Below are 15,068 nucleotides of genomic sequence, written 5' to 3'. Positions count from 1 at the left end.
TATTCTGCCATAAGTGTCGAATTTTTTCCGAGTATCGAATAATATCTGGCTTTGATACAGGAATTTATTTTGCAAAAATAGAATAGATAGGTAGGTAATATTGGTTTGAATCACAGAGGAGGAATCAACTTGGCAGCCGAACAAATGAACCCCAAGATAGATAAGATACTGGCTAACATTGAAAAAGTCATGATTGGAAAAAGGAATGTCGCGGAACTAAGCCTGACCGCCCTGCTTGCTGGCGGACACGTATTATTAGAAGACGTACCGGGTGTCGGAAAAACGATGATGGTACGGGCACTGGCCAAATCCGTGAATGCGAACTTTCGAAGAATCCAGTTTACCCCTGACCTGCTGCCCTCAGATGTCACGGGGGTATCCATCTATAATCCAAAAGAAATGGAATTCCAATTCCGCCCAGGTCCGCTTATGGGCAACATTATTCTTGCTGATGAAATTAACCGTACTTCCCCAAAGACCCAATCCGCGCTGTTAGAAGGGATGGAGGAAGCCAGCGTCACAATTGACGGCGTCACCCATAAACTGAACAAACCGTTTTTTGTCATGGCTACCCAAAATCCAATCGAATATGAAGGAACCTATCCGCTGCCAGAAGCGCAGCTCGACCGGTTTCTATTAAAAATGAAAATGGGCTATCCAGACATTGACGAGGAAATCGAAGTCCTGGACCGCGCCCAAAAGGTTCCGCCCATTGAGGACTTGCAGCCAGTGATTGGGCTTGAAGGATTACTAGTCCTGCAAAAGGAAGTAAAAGAGGTATACGTCGATGACACGATTAAGCGATATATCGTTGATATTGTCCAACGTACACGGGAGTATGGCAGTGTCTATCTAGGAGCGAGCCCTAGGGGATCGATTTCCTTAATGAAAGCAGCGCAAGCTTACTCTTACATGCATGGACGGGATTATGTTCTCCCAGACGATGTGCAATATTTGACCCCATTTGTGTTATCCCATCGGATTATTTTAAAATCTGAGGCCAAGTTTGAAGGTATTTCAGCCGAAGAAGTCGTGAACCGGGTGGTTGCCAGAGTGCCTGTGCCGGTCCGGAGGTTAGTGAAATAAATGGATAAGACTCGGACTATGCTGAAAAAGGCTTGGAAATTCATATTATTATTTGCGCTGATTCTCTTAAGCTTTTCCTATGCCATGTTCCAAGGGGGATTTGTCAGCTGGTTTTTATTTTACAGCTTTCTCCCCTTCGCCATCTATTGCCTGGCATTATCCGTCTATTCTTTACATGATTTGGAGGTAGTCCGAGAGCTTCCAAAAACCGATTATAACGCGGGTGAGTCATTGAAGGTTTTGGTCACGATAAAACGCAAAAAGGCTTTTCCATTGTTCTATCTGTTCATCGAAGATCACATACAGGACTCGTTGAAATATGCACGCCAGGACAGGGGGGCGAAAGCCCTGCTATTTCCTGGCATGAAAAAAGTATTTTCGTATGAATATCGGATTGAGGAACTGCCGCGCGGCGAGCATTTTTTTGAATCGGTCACGCTAAAAGTTGGAGATCCGCTTGGCTTATTTGAAAAGGAAAAAATTTATTCGGGCAAAGACCGAATAGTGGTCTATCCAGCGTTTGCCGAAATATTTTATCAGCCGCTTGAGAACCAGTATGATCAAGGTCTGACAGCATCCAGAGAGCGGGTCCAGCGCGATACCACCATGGCAGTCGGCGTAAGGGACTACCAGCCGGGGGACCGGTTCTCCTGGATCAACTGGAAAGCGACCGCTAAACGGAATGAGATTATGACAAAGGAGTTTGAGCAAAGGCAATCCCACGATGTATTTGTCGCCATGGATTGTGTCCCGGACAAAAACTTTGAACATATTGTATCCTTTACAGCTTCCCTGCTGCGGGCAATCCTGAAAAAGGGGGCCCAATCCGGTTTATTAACCGTAAGCAGCGAAAGGACATCGTTTCCCATTTGGGGCGGAGATCAGCATTTGCAGCAGCTATTTTACCATCTTGCCAAAATCGAAGCAAAAAGCGTTTTGCCACTTGATAAGGTCATTGAAACGGATGGTTTGTTCGTGCAGCAAACTGTTTCGGCTATGCTGGTCACAGGGCAATTGACGAAACCATTAATTGAAAAAGCCAGCTTTCTTGTACAGAGAAAAGGAAGGATCACGATTTTTCTGGTCAAGGGAAAAAAAGAGCCAGCCGCCACAGAGGAACTGTCTCTGATTAGCATCGCCAATGCCCGTGGTGTACGCGTAATCATCGTACATGAGGGCGATTTTTCTGCAGCCTTTTCGGGGGTGAATATACGTTGACGAGACGGGATTTTCCGACATTGTTACTTTATGGACTTGGATTTTTGCTGTTGTGGGAATGGCTGCGGCCGATTGAGCAGCTGACAAACACCAGTCATGTCGAAACGTTTATCATTTTCCTGCTTATCTCGTTTGCTTTGTCTTTCCTAAAAGTCAAAAGGGTTTGGCAGGCCGTCATTCAGATACTGTTTATCTTGGCGGCGATAAATCGATTCCATTATCATGAGCCATTGCATCATTTATCCTGGCTCCTATCATTTCTAGGGGATATCTTGAACAATCTGGGGTTGATTCTTTCGCGGGACTGGACAGGATTATCCAATCAGTTTCGCACGTTATTGCTGTTTATCCTGTTATCGCTGATGGTATATTTATTGCATTATTGGCTGCTGAGGCGGCAGCGGATCTTCCTCTTTTTCTTTATGACCCTGATTTATATTACGATATTAGATACATTTACGGTTTATGATGCAGGTGCGGCCATCGTTCGGACGGCCGCAGCGGGTTTCGCGGTTATGGGGATACTGACTTATTTTCGCCTCATGCATCACGATCGCATGATTCGCCATTCCTCCTTTCTAAAAAAATGGCTGGCGCCGCTTGCCGCTATGATTGCCCTCAGTGTCCTGATTGGGATAGCAGCTCCAAAGGCGGCGCCGCTTTGGCCAGACCCGGTTCCTTATTTGAAAACTGCAGCCAATAAAGGCGGCGATGATGGCGGCAATGGCGGAATCAGCCAGATCGGGTATGGAGAAAATGACGACCGGTTAGGCGGCCCGTTCATTGGAAATGACAATCCTGTCTTTCAGTATGAGGGATATGGGAAAACGTATTGGAAGGTAGAGACTAAGGATGTCTACACTGGAAAGGGGTGGGTCCCTGCTGGATCAACGCCGATTACCTTTACTGAGAATGACCTCGTTCCTGTTTATTCGATTCCAGATACTGTTGAAACCTCAGAGGAAACAGCGAAGGTTCAGTTTTTTCCTAATTACACCAATGCGGGTTTTTTGGTGTATCCTGCAGGAATACAGAGAATCAGCCCAATCCAGCCGCAAAGGGAAGATGAAAATATCTTCAAAATCGACACAACAAAGGAGAAAATCACTCCTGATAAGGAAATCAGTTCCTATACGGTACAATTTAACAACCCTAAATATAAAGTGACTGATTTAAGAAAAACAACGGCCTATCAATCTTCTGAAATGGATGAGGATTTTTATAACCGGTATACGCAGCTGCCAGAGGAGCTGCCGCCGCGAATTAAACAGCTGACGGAAGAAATCACGGCGGGGAAGACCAATTGGTTTGATAAGGCAAAGGCTGTCGAGCAATATTTTGGCAAGGCGGAATATATCTATGACCAAAAAAACGTGGCGCTTCCTGGAAAAGATGACGACTACGTTGATCAGTTTTTGTTTGAAACTAAAACAGGCTATTGTGATAATTTCTCCTCCTCTATGGCTGTTATGCTGCGAACCATCGGGATTCCAACCCGCTGGATAAAGGGATTCACCGGCGGGGACTTTATCCAATACAGCGAAGGGGAAAGCGTGATGCAGCTGTATCAGGTGTCCAATAACAATGCTCACTCGTGGGTAGAGGTTTATTTGCCTGGACAAGGCTGGGTGCCGTTTGAACCGACAAAAGGCTTTTCGAATGGTCTTAGTATTGATTATTCCACTGGACAAACGTCCTCCAGCAGCCAGACGCCAGCCACGCCTCCGGCTGAAAAGCCGAATCAGCAGCAAGTCGATGACACGGAGGATCAGGAGCAGGAGGCCTCATTTGATTGGAGCACGGTTTGGATACAGGTCCAGTTGTTCTTTGCCGACCATTGGCTGGGCTTGGCACTAGCAGTTATTTTTATCAGTTTGCTGGTGATGCTGCTTTATCGAATTCGCGGCAAGTGGTTCCCGTATGTATTGATGTTCAGGTATCGATTTAAGAAAAAGGATGAGACGATCAGTGCAGCGTACATAAGCTTGCTCGGCCAGCTTGAGCGCTATGGATTAAATCGCAAGGAGCATCAAACACTGCGAAATTATGCCGATTATGTGGATTCGCACTTCTCAACCCGGGAAATGACAAAGTTAACCAATTGTTATGAACGATATTTGTACCAGCAGCATCTTCCTGAAGGAAGCTGGGAGGGCACTCGTGAATTGTGGGAAAATTTAATTAAAAAGACAATTGCTTGACCAGTAAAACATCCTATTGTTAAAATAACCTTATTTGAATAGGGTGCGTTACTTGTTCTTCATATATCCTCGAAAATAAGGTTCGAGAGTCTCTACCGGGCTGCCGTAAATAGCCTGACTATGAAGGCGGAATTTTTTCAAGCGATAGATTGCAAGAAAACTAGAATTCTGCCTTCCTGGTCTATGGGGAGAGAATTCTAGTTTTTTTTTGTGTTTTTAGTAAAGAATAAATTTAACTTTAACAGATTGAGGTGGCCGTTTTGACGGGAAAGCAGGATATGATTGTTGTATTAGACTTTGGGAGTCAATATAATCAGCTGATTACACGCCGGATTCGTGAGTTTGGGGTGTATAGTGAGCTGCATCCGCATACGATTACAGCGGAGGAAATCCGCGGCATGAATCCAAAAGGGATCATTTTCTCAGGTGGTCCGAACAGTGTGTACGATGAAAATTCCTTCCGCTGTGATGAAGCGATTTTTGATTTAGGCTTGCCGATTCTTGGGATTTGCTACGGCATGCAGTTAATGACTGTAAAATTTGGCGGGAAAGTGGAGCCGGCTAAGCAGCGGGAATATGGAAAAGCTACGATGGCAACGGAACATGAGTCTGCACTATTTGAGGGTCTACCAAACGAGCAGATTGTATGGATGAGCCACGGGGACCTTGTTGTGGAGGTGCCTCAAGGCTTTACAATTGATGCAACCAGCCCATCCTGCCCCATTGCAGCGATGAGCAAGAAGGAACAAAATCTTTACGCGGTACAATTCCATCCGGAGGTTCGCCATTCCGTTTATGGGAATGAGCTGTTAAAGAATTTTGTGTTTAATGTCTGTGATTGCAGCGGCAGCTGGTCGATGGAAAGCTTCATCGAGATGGAAATCGCCAAAATCCGTGAAACGGTAGGGGATAAGAAAGTCCTTTGTGCATTAAGCGGCGGTGTAGATTCCTCTGTTGTAGCGGTCCTGATTCATAAAGCTATTGGCGATCAGTTGACCTGTATTTTTGTTGACCATGGTCTGCTGCGAAAATATGAAGCAGACAGTGTGATGAAGACCTTCTCTGAAGGGTTCAACATGAATGTGATCAAAGTGGACGCAAAAGACCGGTTCCTGAATAAATTAAAGGGCGTTTCCGATCCGGAGCAGAAGCGTAAAATTATTGGGAACGAATTTATATATGTATTTGATGATGAAGCAGCTAAGCTTGAGGGGATTGAGTTCTTGGCACAAGGTACGCTTTATACCGATGTAATCGAAAGCGGCACAGCTACAGCGCAAACGATCAAGTCGCATCACAATGTGGGCGGGCTGCCAGAGGATATGCAATTTACATTAATTGAACCGCTCAATACGCTGTTCAAGGATGAGGTCCGTGCGCTTGGAACCGAGCTTGGCATTCCGGATGAAATTGTTTGGCGGCAGCCATTCCCAGGACCAGGGCTTGGAATTCGTGTTCTTGGCGAAATTTCCGATGATAAACTGGATATAGTCCGCGAATCCGATTGGATATTGCGTGAGGAGATCAAAAAGGCTGGATTAGATCGTGATATCTGGCAATACTTTACCGTCCTGCCGAATATCCGCAGTGTAGGTGTTATGGGCGATGCCAGAACATATGATTATACAATTGGCATTCGCGCGGTTACGTCTATCGATGGAATGACCTCTGACTGGGCCCGCATTCCATGGGAGGTGCTTGAAGTGATTTCAACACGGATAGTAAATGAAGTGCCACATGTGAACCGAGTAGTCTATGATATCACCAGCAAGCCGCCAGCTACGATTGAGTGGGAATAGAAACAACGGAAGCAACTAACGGCTGGCCATTTCTCATTGACACAAAAGGTTGACCTAATAGGGGGTCAGCCTTTTGTGTATGGGAATCTCGATCCCATTTTTCCGCGCTGATCGGCTTTCTGCAGTTTCTTTAGTTTTTACGAACGATGTTAAAAATATATTTAAAAATGTTCGTATTTTATATTGACGGACCGGTTCTTCCTTGATATTATAATAGTGTATTGAATAAGATGTCGAATTACGTCGTATAATATTGGGAATAAGGCCCAAAAGTTTCTACCAAGCCACCGTAAATGGCTTGACTACGAGGTAAGTGTTGATATATAAGGCAACATTGCCTTTTAACACACATTACCCTAGTCAACGTTCTGGTAGATAAACCGGAACGTTTTTTATTTTAAAAAGAAAAATAGGGGGAAAAGAAACATGCAAAAGTACTTTGAATTTGAGAAGTACGGTACCAATTATCGCCGGGAGTTTATTGGCGGCTTCACTACCTTCTTAGCAATGGCTTATATATTGGTGGTTAACCCGCTCACTTTGTCGCTGGCCTCTATAAAAGACTATCCAGATGCCTTAAGAATGGACCATGGTGCCGTGTTTGTTGCAACCGCGCTAGCGTCGGCTATCGGATCCATTGTCATGGGACTTCTAGGCAAATATCCGCTGGCATTAGCACCAGGTATGGGGTTAAATGCGTTCTTTGCCTACACTGTTGTTTTAGGAAGCGGAATTCCTTGGCAGCATGCACTTGGAGCGGTACTGATTTCAGGTATTTTCTTCTTTATACTTACCTTGACCGGTCTTCGTGAAAAGCTGATAAATGCGATTCCAATTGAGCTAAAGTATGCGGTTAGTGCCGGGATTGGTTTGTTCATTACGTTTGTCGGCTTGCAAAATGCCAAAATCATTGTTAATGATGATGCGACACTTGTAGGTTTAGGAGACATGTCGGATGGAAATGTCCTGCTGACCGTTTTTGGAATTTTCGTAACAGTTATTATGATGACGAGGAAAATAAAAGGCGCTGTTTTCTACGGAATGGTCATTACGGTTATCGCCGGCATGATCTTTGGATTGATTAAGGTGCCGACTCAGATCGTTGGCGCTGTTCCTAGTTTAGAGCCTACCTTCGGTGCAGCTTTCTCATCCTTTGGGGACAGTTCATTCTACACTACTGCCATGCTGGGGATTGTGTTAACTTTCTTGTTTGTCGACTTCTTTGACAATGCCGGCACATTGGTGGCTGTAGCCAGTCAGGCTGGAATTATGAAAGATAATAAACTTCCTCGTGCAGGGAGAGCGTTGATTGCTGATTCCATCGCATCCAGTGTGGGAGCCGTACTTGGAACGTCAACTACAACATCGTACATTGAGTCGACTGCAGGGGTTGCATCTGGTGCAAGAACTGGATTCGCGGCGTTAGTTACAGCAGGATTCTTTATCCTATCCATCTTTTTCTTCCCGCTCTTATCGGTTGTAACTTCTGCCGTTACCGCTCCAGCTTTAATCATTGTTGGGGTATTAATGGTATCATCTCTAGGAAAAATTGATTGGACCAAATTTGAAATTGCGGTTCCTGCATTCTTAACGATTATTGCCATGCCGCTATCATACAGCATTGCAACGGGGATTGCGATGGGCTTTATCTTCTACCCAATTACCATGATTGTAAAAGGGCGCGCAAAAGAAATTAATCCGATCATGTACTTATTCTTTATCATCTTTTTACTATATTTCATTTTCTTAAAATAAAAAACCTTATTGAAAAAGAGCTGCGGAGATTATCCTCCTCAGCTCTTTTTTTTATTTCTGTGAATTTTAAAAATTTATATTTTTTTCCATGGGACTTTTGTATGATAGAGAGGGAAGTTAGACACGGATTGGGAGTGGTGAACGTGAATTTATTGGCAGTGCAGGATTTGCGCAAAAATTTTGGGCAGTTTGAGGCGGTCAAGGGCTTATCGTTTACTGTTGAAAAAGGGGAATCGTTCGGATTGCTTGGTCCAAATGGTGCAGGGAAATCGACCGCTATTAATATGATAACAGGACTTTTTCCCCCGACTTCTGGCGAAATCAGATTAAGAGATATAGATATCGTTAGAAGACCCAAACAAGCCCAAAAAACGATTGGCGTCGTCCCGCAGGAAATTGCCCTGTATCAGGAAATGTCAGCCAAGGAAAATTTAAAATTCTGGGGCAGGATGTATAACCTGAGCGGTAAGAAACTGGAGATAAGTGTCGACGGAGTCCTTGAAATGATTGGCCTGACGGACAGGGCTAGAGATAAAGTGGCTGACTTTTCTGGAGGCATGAAACGTCGGGTGAACATTGGGGCGGCGATTCTGCATCAGCCGGAACTGTTAATTATGGACGAGCCCACGGTGGGGATTGACCCGCAATCGCGCAATCATATTTTAGAAACCGTCAAACGGTTAAACCATGAGGGAATGACGATTATTTATACTAGTCACTATATGGAAGAAGTCGAGTATCTATGTGAACGGGTCGGCATTATAGACCATGGCCAGGTGATTGCCATAGGTACATTACGGGATTTGCGTGAGTCAATTGGCGACCGTTCCAGAATCATGATTATGCTTGATGGTGAAACTTTCAATCAACAAGAAATCATCAACCATTTAGAGGGGTCGGGGCTTTCGGTTGATAAAGATATACTCTTCAAAGAGAACCTTCTAACCGCATTCCATAAAGAGCCGCAAAACATCTTAGGCGGCCTGATTCAGTATCTTACCAGAGATGGCATAAAAATCTCTTCTGTAGAAATTGTGGAACCGAACCTGGAAAGCATTTTTCTTCAGCTGACAGGCCGGAGCCTGCGGGATTAAGGGGGGTTATCATGAGTTTTTGGTGGCTTGCCTGGAAGGATTTAAAGATGATAGCCCGCGATAAGAAAGCTCTGTTAACACTTATCCTAATGCCTCTGATTCTTATTGCCATTTTAGGGTCTGCTTTTGGAAACGTGATGAAGCAGGATGACGATAGCGTCCTTGAAAAATTTAGTATGGGAATCGTTAATTTAGATAAAGGGCCTCTTAGTAAAGTTTTAGTAGAGGAAGTCTTTGAAAACCAAATGAAAGATCAAATCGAAATCAAGTCTCTTCATGAATCGGAACTTAGAAAAAAGATAACCGAACATCATTTACCGGTGGGGCTGATTATTGAACCTGGGTTTTCGGACTCCTTAATGACAGGGGAACAGGCGAAAGTAAAGCTGTTGACTGTACCGGATCCGGGGCTAAAAGCGGTGGTGGTTCAGAAAGTGGTCGAACAATTTGCGGATTCGGTGCCAATTGAAGCGGCAGCCGCACAAAAAGCGAGTCTGGTTCAAACAGGAACAGATGGTGAGAAAAAGACTCTTCAAGAGATGGATCTGTCAAAGGTTTCTCTCCTCAATGAAACGACTGTAAGTGCCAAAACAAAAATGGTCGGTTCTTTTCAATATTACGCAGCAGCCATGGGTGTCATGTTTCTATTAATGACAGTGGTGCAAGGGGTTTCCAACATGATCCTGGAAAGGGAACAAGAAGTGTATAATCGATTGCTCCTTACCCATTTAACCTACACCTACTATCTTTTGGGGAAATTGCTGGGGCTGGTTGTGATTTGTTTGGCCCAGGCTGCTGTCATTTTAATGGGGACAGGCTTGATTTTTGGTGTGGACTGGGGAGACTCGGCCAGCGGGGTTTTGGTTATGACCATGGCCTTCATCATAAATGCGTGCGGACTGGGTGTGCTGGCGGGATCATTTGTGAAAACAGAAAAGGCTTTTTCGGTTGCCGGTATGTTCGGAACGCAAATCATGGCCGTCCTAGGGGGGAGTATGGTCCCCATGTACCTCTTTCCGGACTGGGTAAATTCGGCAGTGAAGTTTTTGCCCAATGCCTTGGCTTTGCAAAACTATTTAAAACTGATGACGGGTGCGGGGCTGGCTGATATTCTGCCTGCTGTGCTAGGGGCTTTGGGACTCGGCATCCTGTTTTTTGTGATTGGATTAATCCGCCTTTCAATGGGAAGGAGAGGGCGTTATGCGTAAAATCATGACCATTGTTGGACAGCAGCTAAAAATGTTTTTTAAATCGCCTGGAACCATCGTGTTAATGTTTGTTATGCCGGCTCTGTTCAGCTTTATCTTTGGGGGAGTTGCGGCCAATCCAGATTCAGCTAAACCGGTTGTGAACGTGGTAGCCGGTGAAGGGAAAGCAACGGATGAGATCATGAAACTGCTAAAGAAAAACGATGATTTTTCCTGGCGGCAGGTATCTCTAAAAGCGGCAAAAAGCAACGTCTCCGAACAGGATAGTATTGCTGCGGTGGTGATTCCAAATGATATTGAGCAGCGAATGGCAGAAAATGGGCCGATTTTTGACGTAATGATCGAAAGGAAGACGGAGTCCTATTATAGTCTTGAGCCGCTGCTCCAGGGTACGGCAAGTCTGATTGCCCGCTCTTACCAGGCTGTTGATCCGTCAGATTCCTCAGGATTTCCCCAGCTATTGGAGATGATTGCTGGGAATCAAGGAGTGTCTGTTGATCAACAGGTTATTCAGAAGGAGCGAACGAAACAAACGGATATGAACCTGATGTTTGTCGGGTTTTCCATTATGTTCATGATGTTTGGGCTCTCCGGTGCCGCATCCGCCATTTTAGACGAAAGGGCTGGCGGAACTTGGGGAAGACTGCTGGTCAGCCCGGCAGCCAAGCTGCAAATTATTTTTGGATACTTATTGTCTTATTTTGTTATGGGTGCTATCCAATTTGTTATGTTAATGACAGCAATGTCGCTATTATTTGATGTGACATGGGGTAATCTGTCCTATCTGCTTCCGTTTGCCTCATTAGTAATTCTTTCTGTGGTTGGTTTTGGGCTAATGATTGCCGCGCTTGTTAAAACCAAACAGCAAGCCGCTGCTTTAAGTGCAGTCTTAGTGGTCAGCACTTGTATGCTGGGCGGGGTTTATTGGTCATTGGATCTAGTGCCGGATGTCATGCAGAAGATCGCTCTTGCCGTTCCGCAAAGCTGGGCTATGTCTGGATTTAAAGAGATAATCAGCGGAAGTCTGCATATGGGAACCTTAGGAAAAGATGTGCTTGCGCTAGTTTTATTTACTATCTTATTTTTCGCTGTAGGGATAAGGGGGATCCGCTTTGAATAGGTTTCCGAAATTTTACAGGTGATTGGCGAACATTGTCGTTGACTTTCCTATCTGCCTCTTTTACCATGATATTGCGGACGAAGTGATGAAGAGGGGAAAAAGTATGGCAGAATTGCGGATAGATAAGGTGTTAAATAATAATGTACTCATTGCGGAACATCCTTCCTATCAAGAGGTCGTTTTGATTGGGAAAGGAATAGGCTTTAATCGCAAACGTGGGGATCTTATCAACGCGGATGCCGGGGAAAAGCTTTTTGTATTGAAAAATGAGAAGGAACAAGCGAATTATATTCAATTACTTCCATTTATCAATAATGAGCATCATGAGGCGATTATTTCCGCTCTTGAGTTAATCAAAAAGCGGACCAATTCAAATTTAGATGAACATATCCATGTGGCATTGACAGATCACCTGCTATTTGCTCTGTCGCGCGTTGCTAACGGTGTTGAATTAAGAAATCCTATTTTGGCCGAAACGAAAGCGCTCTATAGGTTTGAATATGAAATTGCATCAGAGGTCGTACAGCTGATCCAAGAGAAAACAGGAATCCACCTTCCTAGTGGTGAAATTGGGTTTATTGCCCTTCATATTCATAGTGCCATGTCCAATAAAAATCTCTCGGAAGTCAACCAGCATTCCCAGCTTGTCACTAATTTAGTGAAAATGGTAGAGGAACAGCTGGAGATGGAGATTGATAAAGATAGTGTGGGGTATATGAGACTGGTTCGCCATCTTCGCTTCGCCATAGGGCGAGTGATGAGAGGAGAAAAGGTGGAGGAGCCTGATAAAATTTCTGCTCTCTTGAAGGAAGAATATCCAGTATGCTATAATCTCGCCTGGAAGCTCATTAAAGTGATGCAGCAAACATTAAAGATGAAAGTATTTGATGCAGAAGCGGTGTATTTGACCATGCATCTGCAGCGTCTGCAGAATAAATTTAAATAGCAGTCCTTTATTACGTGTTACTGATTCGATCAGGCATGAGTAACAAAGTATTAATGAATTGGATACGCAGGGGAAGGCTATATCCGCTGCTACAATTATTAAGCTTTTTTCTCATGTCTTTTTTTTTGTTTTATGTAACCGTTTTATCTGCATTAAAATATCCAGGGGGTTTTATATATGTTAAAAAACGCATTCGGCGTCTTACAAAAAGTGGGTAAGGCACTTATGCTTCCAGTTGCCCTTTTGCCGGCTGCTGGTATATTGCTTGCGCTTGGGGCGGCATTAAGAAACCCTGCTTTACTGGACATTGCCCCATACTTAGATAACAGCGGCGTAGATCTAGTGGCAGCTGTTATGCAAAAAGCAGGGGATATTGTATTTGGTAACCTCCCGCTCTTGTTTGCGGTGGGTGTTGCAATCGGTTTGGCAGGAGGAGAAGGAACTGCGGGACTTGCAGCAATTATCGGTTACTTGATCATGAATGTGACAATGGGGACTGTCCTTGGTCTTGAAGCAGAAGATGTAAACGGAACAAACTATGCCAGCGTTCTTGGGATCCCGACTTTACAAACCGGGGTATTTGGAGGAATTATCGCCGGCATTATGGCAGCTTCGCTTTATAATAAATTCTTTGAGATAGAATTGCCATCCTATTTAGGTTTCTTTGCCGGCAAACGCTTTGTTCCAATCATTACAGCTGCAACGGCCATTGTCTTAGGATTGATTATGCTGGTAATTTGGCCGCCAATACAAGCAGGATTAGATGCATTTTCTAATAATATGGTTCATGCGAACTTAACATTATCGGCATTTATCTTTGGAGTTATTGAACGTGCCTTGATTCCATTTGGATTGCATCATATTTTCTATTCGCCATTCTGGTATGAATTCGGTGAGTATGTAACAAAAGCAGGAGAAGTTGTCCGCGGTGATCAGCGGATTTTCATGGCACAGATTTCTGATAACGTGCAAAATCTGACTGCCGGTACGTTTATGACGGGTAAATTCCCATTCATGATGTTTGGTCTTCCAGCGGCAGCTTTAGCAATTTATCATGAAGCTAAGCCAGAAAAGAAACAGTTTGTGGGAGGATTAATGCTATCTGCGGCATTAACTTCCTTCTTAACAGGTATAACAGAACCGATTGAATTCTCATTCTTATTTGTTGCACCTATATTATTTGGTATCCATGCTGTTTTTGCCGGTTTATCTTTTATGGTTATGAACTTATTAGATGTAAAAATCGGTATGACGTTCTCTGGAGGGTTAATTGACTATGTTCTTTTCGGTTTAATTAATCCGCAAACACATGCGTGGATTGTCATCCCAATAGGTCTTGTATTTGCTGTTATTTATTACTTCGGATTCCGCTTCGCCATTCGCAAGTTTGACTTAAAAACACCTGGCCGAGAATTAGACGATGAAGAAAATCAAGCACCAGCAGGAAAAGCCGGCTCAGGGGATTTAGCGGCTAATATCTTAGAAGCGATGGGAGGCAAAGAAAACATCGCGAACTTAGATGCTTGTATTACCCGCCTCCGTGTATCTGTAAATGATATTAAAAATGTAGATAAAGAAGAACTTAAACGTCTTGGTGCATCAGGTGTCCTTGAAGTGGGAAATAATATTCAGGCAATCCTAGGTCCTCGTTCTGAAACAATTAAAGGACAAATGAAGGATATTATGAGAGGAAAACGGCCTCGCAGTCTCGCCGCTGATGAACCGGAAAAAGGGGTACAGCAGCAGATTGAGGAAGTGAACCCGGAAGCGTTGCAAGCTGAGAATGCTGCTGAGGCTGGAAGTGCTTTTGCAGCCCCGATTAAAGGGGAAATAAAAGAAATCACAGAAGTTCCCGATCAAGTATTCGCAGGAAAAATGATGGGTGATGGCTTTGCTATTATTCCATCTGAAGGGTTAGTGGCTTCACCTGTTGATGGCAAGATTATAAACATGTTCTATACTAAGCATGCGATTGGTATCCTTTCTGACAGTGGGCGTGAAATTCTCATACACGTTGGTCTTGATACGGTTAACCTGAAAGGAGAATGCTTTGAGACGTTGGTTTCTGAAAATGACACGGTTAAAAAAGGCCAGCCTTTATTGAATTTTGATATCGAATATATTAAAGAACATGCTAAATCAACGATTTCTCCTATTATTTTCACTAATTTAGGTGAAGGTGAAGAGGTAGTTATAGAAAAGCAAGGCCATGTAAACTGCGGGCAAGAAGGTATAATTAAAATTACAAAATAAATCCGAACGAATCCAGCCTGAATGAAAAGGGCTGGTTTTGTTTTAGAAAGAATTATGGGAAAACTTTTTTATTAAATAAAGGCGTTGACTTCATTTAGTGATGATGATATTATACATAAGCAGTCGTTGATGACAGGCTGACAACTTAAAGATGACGAAAAAAGTTGTTGACTTAGAAAAGACGGCGTGATATATTAATAAAGTCGCTTCTGAAAAGCGAAATTGTTCTTTGAAAACTAAACAAACAAAACGTCAACAAATAATAATCGTGTTTCTTCTATATTAATAGAGAGTACACGAGCCAACGTAACTTTATGAGCTATATCAACTTTCTCGGAGAGTTTGATCCTGGCTCAGGACGAACGCTGGCGGCGTGCCTAATACATGC

At 43.8% G+C, this 15,068-nt stretch carries 10 protein-coding genes and 2 riboswitches; all 10 genes read left to right on the top strand.

The window, feature by feature from the left end:
- Positions 1-144 precede the first annotated feature (144 nt).
- Positions 145-1,086, top strand: a complete 942-nt coding sequence (locus tag NFS43_RS13045; protein WP_251552166.1) for an AAA family ATPase — start codon at positions 145-147, stop codon at positions 1,084-1,086.
- Complete coding sequence (locus NFS43_RS13040) at positions 1,087-2,304, top strand: DUF58 domain-containing protein (RefSeq protein ID WP_251552113.1); 1,218 nt, start codon at positions 1,087-1,089, stop codon at positions 2,302-2,304.
- Positions 2,301-4,505 carry a transglutaminase TgpA family protein gene (locus NFS43_RS13035; RefSeq protein WP_251552112.1) on the top strand — a complete coding sequence of 735 codons (2,205 nt, stop codon included), beginning with the start codon at positions 2,301-2,303 and terminating at the stop codon, positions 4,503-4,505. Before NFS43_RS13040 ends, NFS43_RS13035 begins: the two co-directional genes overlap by 4 nt.
- Before the next feature lie 39 nt (positions 4,506-4,544).
- Positions 4,545-4,646: riboswitch (purine riboswitch) on the top strand.
- A gap of 137 nt (positions 4,647-4,783) precedes the next feature.
- Entirely contained in the window at positions 4,784-6,304 is a 1,521-nt protein-coding gene (guaA, locus tag NFS43_RS13030; RefSeq protein ID WP_251552111.1) for a glutamine-hydrolyzing GMP synthase, read from the top strand.
- A 223-nt stretch (positions 6,305-6,527) separates the two neighbouring features.
- A riboswitch (purine riboswitch) is annotated at positions 6,528-6,629 on the top strand.
- A 101-nt stretch (positions 6,630-6,730) separates the two neighbouring features.
- Positions 6,731-8,059: an NCS2 family permease gene (locus tag NFS43_RS13025; protein WP_251552110.1), complete on the top strand. Its 1,329-nt coding sequence runs from the start codon at positions 6,731-6,733 to the stop codon at positions 8,057-8,059.
- 143 nt (positions 8,060-8,202) lie between these two features.
- Complete coding sequence (locus NFS43_RS13020) at positions 8,203-9,153, top strand: ABC transporter ATP-binding protein (protein WP_251552109.1); 951 nt, start codon at positions 8,203-8,205, stop codon at positions 9,151-9,153.
- Between the two features lie 11 nt (positions 9,154-9,164).
- Positions 9,165-10,361 carry an ABC transporter permease gene (locus tag NFS43_RS13015; protein ID WP_251552108.1) on the top strand — a complete coding sequence of 399 codons (1,197 nt, stop codon included), beginning with the start codon at positions 9,165-9,167 and terminating at the stop codon, positions 10,359-10,361.
- Entirely contained in the window at positions 10,354-11,481 is a 1,128-nt protein-coding gene (locus NFS43_RS13010; protein ID WP_251552107.1) for an ABC-2 transporter permease, read from the top strand. Before NFS43_RS13015 ends, NFS43_RS13010 begins: the two co-directional genes overlap by 8 nt.
- A 103-nt stretch (positions 11,482-11,584) precedes the next feature.
- The gene (gene glcT, locus NFS43_RS13005; protein ID WP_251552106.1) at positions 11,585-12,427 is read left to right on the top strand and encodes a glucose PTS transporter transcription antiterminator GlcT; all 843 of its coding nucleotides are present in this window, start codon (positions 11,585-11,587) and stop codon (positions 12,425-12,427) included.
- A gap of 177 nt (positions 12,428-12,604) precedes the next feature.
- Positions 12,605-14,680, top strand: coding sequence for a glucose-specific PTS transporter subunit IIBC (ptsG, locus tag NFS43_RS13000; protein WP_251552105.1), 2,076 nt, complete (start codon positions 12,605-12,607; stop codon positions 14,678-14,680).
- Positions 14,681-15,068: the final 388 nt, after the last annotated feature.

It is taken from the genome of Neobacillus muris (genome assembly GCF_943193175.1).
GTDB lineage: Bacteria > Bacillota > Bacilli > Bacillales > Cytobacillaceae > Neobacillus > Neobacillus muris.
The sequence above is the reverse complement of the archived record's forward strand: the minus strand, read 5'-3'. Positions and strand labels throughout refer to the sequence as shown.